The following is a 14757-nucleotide window of genomic DNA, read 5'->3' as shown; positions in this document are numbered from 1 at the left end:
GGAATTAATATGTTTTATCGTCTTTACACTCTGATTATTAAAGAATTGCAATCTCTACTCAGAGATCCGCAAACACGAGCTATCTTAGTTATGCCGGTTATCTTCCAGATGATCTTATTTCCTTTGTCAGCAACCCTTGATGTGACTAATGCAACTATTGCTATTTTTGATGAAGACAAAGGCAAAGCCTCTATTGAGCTCACCCAACGGCTAGCAAAATCAAAAGCATTTCCTGACGTGCTATTGCTGAACCATTCACAAGAAATACAACCGGTAATCGATCACCAAAAGGCCTTATTACTGGTACGTTTCCCACAAGATTTCAGTGCTAAGATTGCCAGCCATGATCCGGTTTCCCTCCAAGTATTGCTGGATGGGCGCAACTCTAACAGCGCTCAAATTGCAGCGGGCTATATCCAAGAAATTGTCCTAAATTATCAACAGGAACTGATGGGTAATCTGCCAAAAGCCAATAATAGCGAGTTGGTGATCCGCAACTGGTATAACCCTAACTTGGATTATAAATGGTTTGTCGTACCCTCTTTGGTGGCACTGATTACCACGGTTGGGATATTGACGGTCACGGCACTGTCAATTGCGCGCGAAAGGGAGCAAGGAACGCTGGACCAATTACTCGTTTCACCCATGACCACCTGGCAGATTTTCATTGGCAAAGCGGTTCCTGCGGTGATTGTCGCTACCTTTCAGGCAACTTTGGTGCTGGCGATTGGTATCTTTTGCTATCAAATCCCCTTTTCGGGTTCACTCGCGCTGTTTTACTGCGCCATGCTGATCTACAGTTTATCGCTAGTGGGATTTGGCCTATTAATCTCTTCCCTTTGCTACACTCAGCAACAGGCGTTTATTGGCGTATTTGTCTTTATCATGCCCGCTATCTTAATCTCCGGTTATATTTCTCCGGTTGAAAATATGCCCGGATGGTTACAAGACATCACCTGGATTAATCCTATCTGGCACTTTAACGACATCACCAAGCAAATTTATCTCAAAGATGCCGATTTCACGGTTATCTGGCGGAGTCTGTGGCCTCTTTTGGCAATTACTGCCACAACCGGTAATCTTGCCTATTGGTTATTTCGACGGAAAATTGCTTAATAAGAATGACCCTGCATTATTAGCTATGCTTAACGATGCAGGGTTTTTATCAGAAGCAAATCAGCGATTAGCGGCGATCGCCAAAAATACGCAATAACATCAAGAACATGTTGATGAAGTCTAGATACAGCGTCAGTGCACCAACAATCGAGAATTTACGCAAATTCTCTTTGTCATTCACATCCAGATTTTCACCCATCTCTTTCAGCTTCTGAGTGTCGTAAGCGGTTAAGCCCGCAAAGATAACGACACCAATGTAGGTTACCGCCCACGTCAACGCTTCACTCTTTAACCATAAGTTAATCAGAGAAGCCAAAATAATGCCGATCAGCCCCATAAATAAGAAGCTACCAAGGCCACTCAGGCTACGTTTGGTGGTATAGCCATAAAAACTCAGCGCACCAAACATCCCGGCCGTCACGACAAAAGTGCTCGCAACGGAGCCGATAGTATAGACAACGAAAATACTGGAAAGCGTCAGGCCGGTCAGCGCTGAATAGAGCATAAACAACCCTGTGGCTAACGAAGCTCCCATGCGGTTAATCATGCCTGAGAGGACAAAAACCAACCCAAATTGAGCAATAATTAATCCATAGAATAGTATTGAGTTTGAGAAAATATATTCAGCAGCATTCTGATTTTGTGACACATACCAAGCCACAAATGCGGTTAACAACAGACCACAAGTCATCCAACCATAAACCTGGGCCATATAAGTTTGTAGGCCGGTTCCAGCTTGCTGGATTATCGAACCATTAGAGCGTGGATATCGATCCATGAAGCTTACCTTTTATAACGATATTAAAGATCTAGGTTGTTCAGTACCAACAACCCACTCAAGTTTTATACATTATCATAGAATATAAACAAAACAATTCACTATTCAATAATTACTCATATAGTAATCCTTTTATTCAATCCTTTTTCGAAGCGTTTCGCAGAATTTAACCAATACTTTCATCACCAACGTTTCGCGGCTTCCTGATCACTCTCACGGGATTCAACCCAACGTTCACCATCAGGCAAAAACTCTTTTTTCCAGAAAGGCGCTTGAGTTTTCAAATAATCCATAATAAATTCAGCCGCTTCAAAAGCCATATGACGATGAGCACCGGTCACACCCACAAACACGATCTCATCCCCCGGATAGAGCGTACCAACCCGATGGACAACACTGATTCGCTGCAACGGCCAGCGACTGCGTGCTTCGGTGACAATACGCCGTAACGTTTTTTCCGTCATTCCCGGATAATGTTCCAATCTCAACGCGCCGACATTATCTCCCAAATTATGATTGCGGACTTTGCCGGTGAAAGTGACAATAGCACCATCTTCATCACATTGAGCAAGCCATTGATATTCATCCTCTAGCTTGAAATTCTCCGGCCCAACGAAAATGCGGGTGTTTTCCATTTATTATCCCCCAGTCACCGGCGGGAAAAAGGCCACTTCATCGCCATCCTGTAATCGGTGCCCGCCATGAACCAGAGATTGGTTTACCGCTGACAACAATTTTCCATTTTCCAATGCCAAAGCCCAACGTTCTCCCTTTGATATTAACGCCATTCTCAAACTGTCAACGGTTGTGTAACGATTATCGAGATCCAGTGAATCAGTACCTACCAGCTCACGTACCTGAGCAAAAAACAGGACCTTAATCATTGCTCCACCTTAAAATGACCTAATTTACCACCGATTTTCTCCAGTAAACGCACTGGCCCAATGACCATATCTTTCTGTACCGCTTTACACATATCGTAAATTGTCAAAGCCGCGACTGACGCCGCTGTCAGGGCCTCCATTTCAACACCGGTTTTCCCAGTCAGACGACAACAGGATTCAATTCTGACCCGGTTATATTTTGTCTGAGCTTCCAACTGGACTTCTACTTTAGTTAGCAGTAATGGATGACACAGCGGAATTAATTCCCATGTGCGCTTGGCTGCTTGGATACCCGCAATCCTTGCGGTGGCAAATACATCACCTTTGTGATGGCGACCTTCAATAATCATTGCCAGTGTTTCCGGCTTCATTCCAACAAACGCTTCTGCCCGTGCCTCCCGTGATGTTTCAGCTTTAGCAGAAACATCAACCATATGCGCTTCACCGGTAGAATTGATGTGGGTTAATTGAGACATTCTCAGCTCCTGAAAAAACAACAATATCTAGATGATAAATTAACCGCCGATGACAGAAAGATTTGGCGTGACACCACTGTCACCTTGATGAAGAAAATGGGTTTGCCGTTTATGCCGCAATCCATCCTGAATACGCAATTTCAGATCATCGAGTTGTTTTTCACTCGCCAATAAATCACGCAGTGGTATCCCCTGTTCACCAAACAGGCATAAATGAAGATGACCTATTGAAGAAACACGTAACCGATTACAACTCCGACAAAAATCTTTCTCATAAGGCATAATTAGACCAATTTCTCCCTGATAATCAGGATGGCTAAAAACCTGTGCAGGGCCATCACTGTGTGAACGTTGAAGCAAATGCCAGCCATCAAGCAACAGGCGTTCCCGGATAATTTCCCCCGAAATGTGGTATTGACGAAACATTTCACCACCGTCACCGGTTTCCATCAACTCGATAAATCTTAATTGAATCGGACGATCTTTTATCCAGTGCAGGAAAGCCGACAGGCTGATATCGTTAACATTTTTCATCAGCACCACGTTGACTTTCACTTTACGAAAACCCGCCGCAAATGCTGCATCAATACCACGCATCACCTGAAAAAATTTGTCCTGCCCGGTAATCGCATGAAACTGGCGGGGATCAAGCGAATCCATACTGACATTCACTGCGGTTAAACCCGCCTCTTTCCACTTAGCAATATCTCGTTCCATTCGATAACCGTTAGTGGTTACCGCGAGGGTTTTAATCAACTTATTTTCACGTATGACGGAAATAATATCGGTGAAATCACGGCGCATGGTCGGTTCGCCTCCCGTCAAACGGATTTTCTCTGTACCCAGATCGGCAAACGCCCGGCCAACAAGACGGATTTCGGATAATGTCAAAAAGGAGTGATGTCCACGGGGTTTATAACCCTCCGGCAAACAATAAGTGCACCGAAAATTACATACATCGGTGATTGATAGCCGCAAATAGTAAAATTTGCGGGCGAAAGCATCTATGAGTTGTTCCACCATAACACCTTTCCAAACATGGGAGACGTGGGCATTTCTGCCTCACATCCTGGTGACTCAGTGGTCACGGCCAAAACATCATATCGCTGTGTAAAAAGTGACTTAGATGCAGAGGCTAGGAGTTAATTCCAACGTCTTGAAATCCATTGGGTATATGATTTAATGTAAAACGACCTGCTCTAATATGGATTTTAGCGCTTAACAAAGAAAAATGCGAATACCTACTTTCGTTATATAATTGAATATATAATGAATTACCAACGTTCAGAATAAATAACAGACAATTTCTATTAGAAATCAGTTAAAACATTAGACCCAATCATAACGTTTGTTCGGTTAATCGTGTTTTATAATAAATTACGCTAAAATTATTCAGCGAATATATGCTCAGTCAGTAATAGGAATTCTATGCGAAACCGCACATTAGCCGATTTAGATCGGGTAGTTGCCTTAGGCGGAGGTCATGGCCTTGGGCGCGTTATGTCCTCTCTTTCATCACTAGGCTCTCGCCTGACAGGCATTGTCACCACGACAGATAATGGCGGCTCAACCGGCAGGATCCGGCGTTCAGAAGGCGGTATTGCCTGGGGTGATACCCGCAATTGTTTAAATCAGCTTATTACCGAACCCAGTGTCGCGTCGGCAATGTTCGAATACCGTTTCAGTGGCAATGGCGAACTGGCAGGGCATAATCTGGGGAATCTGATGCTTAAGGCGTTAGATCATTTAAGTGTCAGACCCCTTGAGGCAATTAATTTAATCCGCAGTTTGTTGAAAGTTAATGCTCATCTTATTCCAATGTCTGAGCAGCCCGTTGACCTGATGGCGATAGACGATCAAGGCAACACCATTTATGGCGAAGTTAATGTTGATCAATTGAATTGTATTCCTCAGGAGTTGATGCTTTATCCGCCTGCGACCGCAACAAAAGAGGCATTGGATGCCATCACTCAAGCAGATCTGATTATTATCGGCCCTGGCAGCTTCTTCACCAGTCTGATGCCATTGCTTCTGCTTGAAGATCTAACCCAAGCACTGCGCCGTAGCAACGCCAATATGATTTATATCGGTAACCTTGGCAAAGAACTCAGTGCCGCGGCTGCTGAACTGACACTGAAAGATAAGCTGGAAATAATGGAAAACAAAATTGGCAGCCGGATAATTGATGCGGTAATCGTTGGCCCGTGCACAAATATCAGCGAGCTTAACGACCGGATTATTACTCAGCAAATACTCGAAGCACAGGATGTTCCCTATCGCCACGACCGTGAATTACTGCATCAAGCGTTAGAGAATACCCTGCAAAACCTTGGTTAATTAAGAATTGGCAATAAATTGCTCTCGCAATGCCTGAACCTGATCCCGAACACTCGCCGCCTGTTCGAATTCAAGATCCTGCGCATGCTGGTACATCTTCGCTTCCAGCTCGCGGATTTTGTTTTCCAGCTCTTTGGCAGACAGGTTGCTGAATGTTTCCGCTGTAGCAACCGCTTTACCTCTGCCCTTTCTTTTGCCACCCGCTGGCTGCCCAATTTGCAGAATATCACTAATTTTCTTATTCAGACCTTTTGGAACAATACCGTGTTTTTCATTAAATATCTGCTGCTTAGCACGCCGGCGTTCCGTTTCACCAATAGCTTTTGCCATTGAATCAGTGATCTTATCGCCATAAAGGATCGCTTTACCATGCAGGTTACGGGCAGCACGCCCAATCGTCTGAATTAATGAGCGTTCAGACCGCAGGAAACCTTCTTTATCCGCATCAAGAATGGCCACCAGAGAAACTTCTGGCATATCCAGCCCTTCCCTCAGCAAGTTAATTCCCACTAATACATCAAATTCACCTAAACGAAGATCCCGAATAATTTCCACACGTTCAACAGTATCGATATCCGAATGCAAATAGCGAACCCGTTCACCGTGTTCTTCCAAATACTCCGTCAAGTCCTCTGCCATTCGCTTAGTCAACGTGGTGACCAATACCCGTTCATTTTTCACCGCTCGGATGCGGATTTCAGACAGTAAGTCATCAACCTGTGTTGCAACAGGACGCACTTCCAATTCAGGATCAAGCAAACCAGTAGGACGCACCACCTGTTCCACCACATCGCCACTGGATTTTTCCAATTCATATTTGCCTGGCGTAGCCGAAATATAAATGGTTTGTGGAGCCAGTGCTTCAAATTCTTCAAACCGAAGTGGACGATTATCCAACGCAGAAGGCATACGGAAACCATATTCCACCAGCGTCTCTTTGCGGGAACGATCCCCTCGATACATCCCACCAATTTGCGGGATGGTAACGTGCGATTCATCCACTACCAGCAAACCATCAGCAGGGAGATAATCAAACAGTGTCGGCGGCGGTTCCCCTTCAGCACGGCCAGAGAGGTAACGGGAATAGTTTTCAATGCCGGAGCAATACCCCAATTCATTCATCATTTCCAAATCAAATTGAGTACGCTGCGTAATACGCTGTTCTTCCAGCAGTTTACCATTTGCCAGCAATACCTTACGCCGCTGCTCAAGCTCAATTTTAATCGCTTCCATTGCCTGAATAATACGCTCACGCGGAGTAACATAGTGGGTTTTCGGATAAACGGTGTATCGTGGAACATGATATTGAATCTGCCCTGTTAGCGGATCAAACAGTGATAACCGTTCTACTTCATCATCAAATAGTTCAACCCGCAGGGCATGCTCATCAGATTCCGCCGGAAAGATATCAATCACTTCACCACGAACCCTAAATGTTCCTCGCTGGAATGCCTGATCATTACGGGTATATTGCAATTCAGCTAAACGCCGCAGAACAGAGCGTTGATCAATCATCATACCGTTGGTCAGGTGGAGCATCATTTTCAGATAACTATCAGGATCACCCAAACCATAAATAGCCGATACAGACGCAACGACAATCACATCTCGCCGCTCCAGCAAAGCTTTTGTGGCAGACAGACGCATTTGCTCAATGTGTTCATTCACGGAAGCATCTTTTTCAATAAAAGTATCAGAACTCGGCACATAAGCTTCCGGCTGGTAATAATCGTAATAGGAAACAAAGTACTCCACGGCATTTTCTGGGAAAAAGTCCTTCATTTCGCTGTAAAGTTGAGCCGCCAGTGTCTTGTTCGGAGCAAGTACCATCGTTGGTCGGTTTAAATTAGCTATCACATTAGCGACAGTAAATGTCTTACCCGACCCCGTAACTCCTAGCAAAGTCTGGTGGGCAAGCCCATCTTCTAAGCCTTCTTGTAATTGACGGATGGCCTCTGGTTGATCACCCCCCGGTTGGAAGTCAGAATGTAATTTGAACACCTTATTCATTGGTATCTCACTTTCCTAACATTGATCCCCATATAATACTGGATATAAAACCAGCTTCAAGTTGGTTTTATAAAAACGGACTCAAATAGGTCACTTCCCTATCAATTAAACATTCGTTGATATCAAAATAAATCCCATTTTATCCCCAAAATTATCTTGATTTTTCCATTTTTTATATGATCGGCTGAAAGGTGACAACATGGGACATCATCACAGGTCAGACAGGGCTTGATTTTAGTTATCTTATTGATATTTAATACAATTAAAACAAAGACGAGAATAACATCAACCTTGACGAAAGCCGCGTATTTTCTTGCGTCACGTAACTTTTCTAAGTCTAATACACAAGGTTATCCACAGGAATAGTGGATAACTCTACAAACCCTATTAACTGTACGAGGTTGCAACATCATGCCACAAAATAGGTATTCTCTACCGATAAAAATTTTTACTATTTTTTTAACCTTTATCTCATATTATTCCTTTCAAAAAAATGAATAAATTTGCTGAAAAAGCAGCAATTTTCTCAGGGAAATTAAATATCAATAAATTATATTCGTTCAATATTACCAGCATTAAAGGTAGATAATTGTCGATTTTTTCTGTAGGATAAGCGAAAAAAACTGCCTTTTCTGCGCCAAACAACAGTAAACAATACAGGTTAGATTGGAATTTTTATTCAATAAGAAATAACCGGCGAACAGTTTCCTGTATAAAATCTGTTCTTCAAGAGGAGAGTCGTGTTTTACTTAAGCAGAAATAGGATTCACTGTTTCCTACGCTTTCAGCAATAGCAAGTTCAATAGCATTTTTGACTATACCGATATAAACAATGCCAATATAAATTATACCAATATAAACAATACCGATAAACATTTATCCAAAAAACAACTGGCTTAATTCGCGTGAGCAAAACCCGCTTTTTAATTAGAATATTAATATATGTCATTGATAAATTAATGAATTCACATCAGCATATCCTCCATATTTACAAAACGAGCTCTATCGTGACCGCTCAAAAAAAATGATAGATACATAAATATCAAATCGATACTGCCCTCATAAAACGTCCAATATTCTGCTGGCTATTTTCGATCGAAAAACTTACTTTGTATCTATCATTCACAATTTCAATCGATTGCTGTTCCAAAGCATCTTTATACTACCATTTCCTGGTGTTTTAACTGTGTTATCATTTTATTAATTTACTAATTTACTAATTTCAATCCTGATGTTTATTTAACTTCCTCTATTTTCTTGAAATTCCCTAGTGCTAAAAAAACAATCCACTTCCAAACTCAAAGGATAAAGTCGCTCTCCCCCGAGAGATTTATAATAAGAATAATATTTTGTTTGATGCTATCTGGTGACCCAAAAACACATCAACACAATTTAACATTATTATAATAAAACCCATAAAGTCAACACAAAAATAAACATAAAGTTCAGTTTTGTGTAAACTTTACAATGAATTTCACTTAATTATATGATTTAACTTTCATTTTTAGAATATAAAGGTAAATCCATGAGCATTTTCTAATATAGGATGTGCTAATATAGATAATCATAAAAATAAGATATTAAAAGTAAAATCAATAAATTATCACAATAGGTGGTTTTTTCACACTGGACAATACCATCAAGTAATATATAGTAATGCTGTTATCTTTACATAAAGGATTCTCATGAAAACGTCTAATGCACAGCGAAAAACAAATATCATTAAAAATATAGAATATTTGATACGTACCCGTGGAGAAACCAAGAGCTCTTTTTCCAATCGAACAGGATTGACCCGTACCACCATTTATAAAATTCTGGAAGGACAAGTCAATAACGTTCAACAATCTACTGTTCTTCGGATCTCCGATTTTTTCGGTGTTTCCTGTGAAGAAATAGAATATTATGACCTTGAACAATTAGAACGCCTCAATGAAACACTTTCAACCGAAGGCAATAAAAATCCTTCGGCTATCCCTATCGTTCCACAATCTGAATTTTTAGCCGTTTCTGAGAAAAAAATAGGTCAACTTGTTACCGAGTATCCGCTAACCTATTTCTTTGGTGATGAATCAAACATGTTGGCTCTTAAAGTCGAATCGGCAATAGAAGATATATTCATACCCGGTGAGGTGATCATCATAAAACGTCCCCCCGCATTAGTCACCAATACGCCATTATTGTATTACTCTAAGGAAATGGGGTTCTTTATCCGGCAAGAGAAAAATGATGACAGCCTCGATAGGAAACCCTACAGAAATGCTCATTTTTTGGGCTACATCGTAGGAGAAAGACTATAAATGACAGCAAATCAAAAATTTAAGTTACTGGGGTTTTCAAGATACGGTAAATTATCGGCAAATGTCATGGTGCTAGCGACAGGTAAGACCATTACTATGGGGTTAAAAGAGCTCGTTGACAGTGATATTTCAGAAGATTTGAGCAGACATGAGCTCAGTACGATATACCGGAAACTATACAGCCACAGTAATATCGTAACAGCTTATGAACTTGGGGATCGTCATGAGCGTTCATGGCAAGCCTATTTACTCATTAGCATCGCACTCAGTGTTATCTATATTTTCTCTACCATATGTGGTGTGAAGCCCATTCATATCCCGATCCTTGATATTGTCACGCCTCCTGGGGTTTTTATTTACCCTATAACCTTCTTGCTGGTCGACATTCTAAACGAATTCTATGGATTACGTCTGGCAAGAAGAACGATTATTATCTCTTTTGCAGCGAACTTATTATTTGTTCTAGGACTTTGGGGAACCGCACTGATGCCGGGTGTTCCTGGATGGGAGTTTAGTGCGACTTATAATGGAATAGTGAATAGTATCGTATCAGTATTACTGGCATCATCTCTTGCTTATTTTATCTCTGAGAATATAAACTCATATCTCCTCTGCAAAATAAAATCTCTCACAAACTCAAAGTATCTTTTCCTGCGAGTAATAACCAGTACTGTTATCGCCTCAGCATTCGATAGTATAATATTCTGTTCAATCGCTTTCTATGGTGTTCTCGGCATAGATATCATAAAAGAAATGATTATCGCCCAGTTCCTCATTAAAGTGGCTTATTCTATCCTGGGTGTAGGCCCTATTTATCTGGTAAGGAAGATATTCAGAAATTATATAAATCAGCCAGCAGATGCGCCAATGCATAAAAAACTCGCTGAAGTATAAATAGAGATAACGTTTTATCAGAATAGAGAAAAATCGTTGAAAAATATCATTTTTATGCCGGGATATCATTCCGGCATATTGTCCTAGCATAACCCTTTACATATCATCAACAGTAAAATCCATATATACCCGTTATCTTTCAAGTTGCCTCTTTGTTGGCTGCACTCGGTCACATCGTTATCGATGCTCCCGGAGATTCGCTCCTTTGCCGTCGCGATGCATCTTGAAATCCATAGGGTATATTCATTGCCAAAAATATAGATATGAATAGTGTAATCATGACATTGAAAGAATATTCCACCAGATTAAATTTTCAAATTAATAACTCAATTAACCAGTAATTTTAAATCTATATATCCCCCTAAATGATTAAAATATTCTTGCGTTAAATGAGGAATCGTACCTAATAAAGGAGCAGGTAACATACGCTCTAATGTCGCCAAATATTCTTGCTGACGTTTGCCTGCGGGTTCAACCTCATTAGCTATCCAGCCTGCAAAATGTAATCCTGAACCTATAATAGCCTCCACGGTAAGTATCGCATGATTAATACAGCCCAACTTCATTCCCACTGCCAAAATAACCGGCAGTTGCTCTTTAACCACCCAGTCAGCAAAAGTCACCGATTCTGATAGAGGGGTATACCAACCACCAGCACCCTCAACTAAAACCCAGTCTGCTTTCTTTTCTAACTGATGCAACCCCGTAGACATAACAGTAAAATCAATAGGTTGATTCAAGTCATCACTGGCAATATGCGGTGATGTTGCTTCAACAAATACTAACGGATTCACTTCTTCATATTGTAAAGACACAGAACTATTTGCCAGCAATGCCAATGCATCGGAATTACGAACACCTACCGGTGTTATTTCACTACCAGAAGCAACGGGTTTATAACCTGCTGTTTTATATCCTGCTTTAGTTGCCGCTTGTAACAAAGCACAACTGACAACTGTTTTACCCACTTCGGTATCTGTACCCGCCAAAAACCAGCGCTTAGTCACGATGAATCACTCCAAAAACAACCTGATAGCTAAGAGGTAACTGTTCATTTTCTCGTGGATAAGCCTGTTCCAGAGCAGTCAGCCGTCCACGCGTCATTAGTCCTTGCTGTCGCCCATCATGAAGGTGAGTCGCACCAATCCCTTTCAGAGAACCCAATAGCGGCAATATATGAGAATATTGCTGACGATAAACCTGACTAATAAGACAATGCCGGAACCCTTGACAGGCATCTTTAATTGTCTGTTGCGGCAGGAACTGATTAATATGATGGTAGTTATCAACCACACTCCAAGCTTGCTTCAATTCATGCAATGAACCTTTAGCCAAGGTGGAAAACAGAATCAATCCACCCGGGCGGGTTACCCGATAAAGTTCTCTTAACGCGCGGGATAAATCATCACACCACTGAACAACCAGATTACTGAAACAGATATCAACACTGCTGTCAGCAAGCCCTAAATGTTCAATATCCGCTTGTAAATAATAGTCAGCCGCCAATTGCTTACGGGCATGAGCTAACATGCCTGATGCCAAATCCAGCCCAATAACCTGCTTCCCCTGTTGTCGCCAGCGGTGACTAAAAAAACCGGTACCGCAACCTGCATCCAATACTAATTTGCCGGAATGCTCACCAACTTGTTGCATGAGGAATTCACCGGTTTGCTGCTGTAATTTCGCTACCACATCATAATTGGCGGCCGCTCGTCCAAACGCTCCCGCAATCGCCTGTTTATTGGCAAATTCAGCTACGGAACCCATGCAACGCCTCCATCAACATATCAATATCCTGTGGCATATGGCTGGCCGTCAAAGTAATACGTAATCTGGCGCTGCCCGGCGGTACTGTTGGTGGACGGATCGCTTTAACCCAAATCCCTTTTTGTTGCAGATACTGAGATAAGGATACACTCAGCTCGTTATCACTCACAATCAATGGCTGAATTGCGGTAGTTGAATCTGTCAAATTGAATGGCAGTTTCTGAGCTTGCCGACGGAAGTCATTGATATTCTGCTGCAATCGTTGGCGCAATTCATCACCAGATTGTATCTGCCGAACAGCTTCAGAAAGCGCCTGAGCCTGTGCGGGAGGCATAGAAGTGCTGTAGATCAGATGACGGGCATACTGGATGAGATATTCTGCCGTCTGCTCATCACAAAGCACCGCTGCACCACTCAACCCAAATGCTTTGCCAAAAGTGACAATCAGGATTTCTGGTTTTACTTTCTGTTGCCAGCAGCTTCCCCTTCCCTGTTCACCACAGACACCAATACCGTGAGCATCATCCACCATTAACCAGTTGCCAGAAATTCTGGTTTGCTGATGAATATCGGCTAGCGGTGCGCAGTCACCATCCATACTGAACACACCTTCGGTTACCACCAACGTCTTTCCAACACAAGGCGTTGCCAGTAAATTTGCAAGTGATGCAGGTTGATTATGCAGAAAACGCCGTAGCTGAGCAGGGGAATGCATAGCTGCTTCCATTAATGAAGCATGACTCAGACGATCGGCAATAATCCGATCCTGTTCCGTCATTAACGCGGCAATGACCCCCTGATTCGCAGAATACCCCGAAATAAACAGTAATGCTTTTGGATAACCCAACCAGTCAGCCAATTGTTGTTCCAATAGCTGATGAGCCTTTGTATAACCCGTAATATGACCTGAACCTCCACTACCAACACCATATTGTTCAGCGCCCCGCTGCCATGCGGAAATGATTGCGGGATTTGCACTTAATCCAAGGTAATCATTACTGGAAAAATTAAGATATTTGCCATCAGTGGCATACAGGAAACGCCCATCTGATTTCTGATTGACCTGCCGCTGACGCCATAGCGAAGTATCCCGACGCTCAGACAATTGCCGGGAAAGATAAGATGACCAATTCATCATAATGCCGCATTATAAAATTGTTCGTTATCCGCATTGATAATGGCTTCTGCCAAATGCTGCTGTTGCTGATTATCACCAAATGCTGTCTGAGTCTGCTGAGGATTAATGCCCAACTTGCGAAATAGTTGTAAATCTTTATCTTCCGCCGGGTTAGGTGTAGTGAGCAACTTACAACCATAGAAAATGGAATTAGCGCCAGCCATAAAACACATTGCCTGTGTCTGTTCGTTCATCTGTTCACGACCTGCGGATAACCGAACATGAGAAGACGGCATCATGATCCTGGCAACAGCAATCGTGCGGATAAAATCGAAAGGGTCTACATCTTCGTTCTCAGCCAATGGCGTGCCTTTGACTTTAACCAACATGTTGATGGGTACACTCTCCGGCGGTTTTGGCAAATTTGCCAGTTGTACCAATAACGCAGCCCGATCACGTATCGCCTCACCCAGACCAACAATACCACCAGAACATACTTTTATTCCGGCCTCCCGTACTTTATCAAGGGTATCCAATCTGTCCTGATAGGTCCGAGTCGTAATGATGTTGCCATAAAATTCCGGGGAGGTATCCAGGTTGTGGTTGTAGTAATCTAATCCTGCATCCGCCAGCCGCTGCGCTTGTAAACCATTGAGCATGCCCAGTGTCATGCAGGTTTCCATTCCCAATGCTTTGACTTCCTTAACCATTTTCTCCAGATAAGGCATATCCCTCTCATGGGGATTTTTCCACGCGGCCCCCATACAAAAACGTGTTGAACCCGCATTTTTAGCCTTACGAGCAGAATCAATCACCTGTTCCACTTCCATCAACCGCTCTTTTTCAAGACCTGTTTTGTAACGGGAGCTTTGCGGGCAATATTTGCAATCTTCCGGGCAAGCCCCGGTTTTGATGGAAAGTAGTGTACTGACCTGTACTTGCTGTGGGTCAAAGTAAATACGATGAACCTGCTGTGCTTGAAATAATAATTCGAAAAAAGGTTTATCAAACAGCTCTTGCGCCTGCTTAATTGTCCATTGCTTACGCTCAATCACAATAACATCTCCAGTGTGAAAAA

The 14757-nt window shown here is 42.4% G+C and carries 14 protein-coding genes and 1 riboswitch; of the genes, 4 read left to right on the top strand and 10 right to left on the bottom strand.

The annotated features are described in order from the left end of the window. Positions 1-9: 9 nt before the first annotated feature. The gene (locus SLS51_RS05230; RefSeq protein ID WP_011145807.1) at positions 10-1116 is read left to right on the top strand and encodes an ABC transporter permease; all 1107 of its coding nucleotides are present in this window, start codon (positions 10-12) and stop codon (positions 1114-1116) included. A 67-nt stretch (positions 1117-1183) separates the two neighbouring features. Here the strand turns inward: SLS51_RS05230 and SLS51_RS05225 are convergent, their stop codons facing one another. The 5 genes from SLS51_RS05225 to moaA form a co-directional block, all read right to left on the bottom strand. Then, on the bottom strand, positions 1184-1894 hold the full coding sequence (locus SLS51_RS05225) for a Bax inhibitor-1/YccA family protein (protein WP_323836178.1): 711 nt from the start codon (positions 1892-1894) through the stop codon (positions 1184-1186). 182 nt (positions 1895-2076) lie between these two features. Next, on the bottom strand, positions 2077-2529 hold the full coding sequence (gene moaE, locus SLS51_RS05220; protein WP_323836176.1) for a molybdopterin synthase catalytic subunit MoaE: 453 nt from the start codon (positions 2527-2529) through the stop codon (positions 2077-2079). Between the two features lie 3 nt (positions 2530-2532). Further along, on the bottom strand, positions 2533-2778 hold the full coding sequence (gene moaD, locus SLS51_RS05215) for a molybdopterin synthase sulfur carrier subunit (protein WP_011145802.1): 246 nt from the start codon (positions 2776-2778) through the stop codon (positions 2533-2535). Beyond that, complete coding sequence (gene moaC / locus SLS51_RS05210; RefSeq protein ID WP_011145801.1) at positions 2775-3254, bottom strand: cyclic pyranopterin monophosphate synthase MoaC; 480 nt, start codon at positions 3252-3254, stop codon at positions 2775-2777. Before moaC ends, moaD begins: the two co-directional genes overlap by 4 nt. Before the next feature lie 39 nt (positions 3255-3293). After that, positions 3294-4277 carry a GTP 3',8-cyclase MoaA gene (gene moaA / locus SLS51_RS05205; protein WP_323836174.1) on the bottom strand — a complete coding sequence of 328 codons (984 nt, stop codon included), beginning with the start codon at positions 4275-4277 and terminating at the stop codon, positions 3294-3296. Further along, a riboswitch (molybdenum cofactor riboswitch) is annotated at positions 4264-4408 on the bottom strand. It overlaps the preceding gene by 14 nt. Positions 4409-4682: 274 nt before the next feature. On the opposite strand from moaA, the gene yvcK reads away from it, so the two are divergent. Then, positions 4683-5591: a uridine diphosphate-N-acetylglucosamine-binding protein YvcK gene (gene yvcK / locus SLS51_RS05200; protein WP_112876155.1), complete on the top strand. Its 909-nt coding sequence runs from the start codon at positions 4683-4685 to the stop codon at positions 5589-5591. Here the strand turns inward: yvcK and uvrB are convergent, their stop codons facing one another. After that, positions 5592-7601, bottom strand: coding sequence for an excinuclease ABC subunit UvrB (uvrB, locus tag SLS51_RS05195; RefSeq protein ID WP_323836171.1), 2010 nt, complete (start codon positions 7599-7601; stop codon positions 5592-5594). It abuts the gene before it with no gap. Between the two features lie 1685 nt (positions 7602-9286). Between uvrB and SLS51_RS05190 the strand changes: the two genes are divergently transcribed. Then, positions 9287-9901: a helix-turn-helix domain-containing protein gene (locus tag SLS51_RS05190; RefSeq protein WP_323836169.1), complete on the top strand. Its 615-nt coding sequence runs from the start codon at positions 9287-9289 to the stop codon at positions 9899-9901. Then, positions 9902-10795 (top strand): queuosine precursor transporter, encoded by an 894-nt coding sequence (locus tag SLS51_RS05185; protein WP_323836167.1) that lies wholly within the window; start codon positions 9902-9904, stop codon positions 10793-10795. Between the two features lie 326 nt (positions 10796-11121). On the opposite strand, the gene bioD is transcribed toward SLS51_RS05185, so the two are convergent. The 4 genes from bioD to bioB are packed head-to-tail and all read right to left on the bottom strand — an operon-like array spanning position 11122 to position 14734. Next, positions 11122-11802: a dethiobiotin synthase gene (gene bioD / locus SLS51_RS05180; RefSeq protein ID WP_323836165.1), complete on the bottom strand. Its 681-nt coding sequence runs from the start codon at positions 11800-11802 to the stop codon at positions 11122-11124. After that, entirely contained in the window at positions 11795-12562 is a 768-nt protein-coding gene (gene bioC, locus SLS51_RS05175; RefSeq protein WP_323836163.1) for a malonyl-ACP O-methyltransferase BioC, read from the bottom strand. The genes bioD and bioC overlap by 8 nt, the downstream gene beginning before the upstream one ends. Continuing rightward, positions 12546-13697, bottom strand: coding sequence for an 8-amino-7-oxononanoate synthase (gene bioF / locus SLS51_RS05170; RefSeq protein WP_323836348.1), 1152 nt, complete (start codon positions 13695-13697; stop codon positions 12546-12548). Before bioF ends, bioC begins: the two co-directional genes overlap by 17 nt. After that, entirely contained in the window at positions 13697-14734 is a 1038-nt protein-coding gene (gene bioB, locus SLS51_RS05165; protein ID WP_112876161.1) for a biotin synthase BioB, read from the bottom strand. Before bioB ends, bioF begins: the two co-directional genes overlap by 1 nt. Positions 14735-14757 lie beyond the last annotated feature (23 nt).

This window comes from Photorhabdus africana (assembly GCF_035181445.1).
In the GTDB taxonomy this organism is placed as follows: domain Bacteria; phylum Pseudomonadota; class Gammaproteobacteria; order Enterobacterales; family Enterobacteriaceae; genus Photorhabdus; species Photorhabdus laumondii.
The sequence above is the reverse complement of the archived record's forward strand: the minus strand, read 5'-3'. Positions and strand labels throughout refer to the sequence as shown.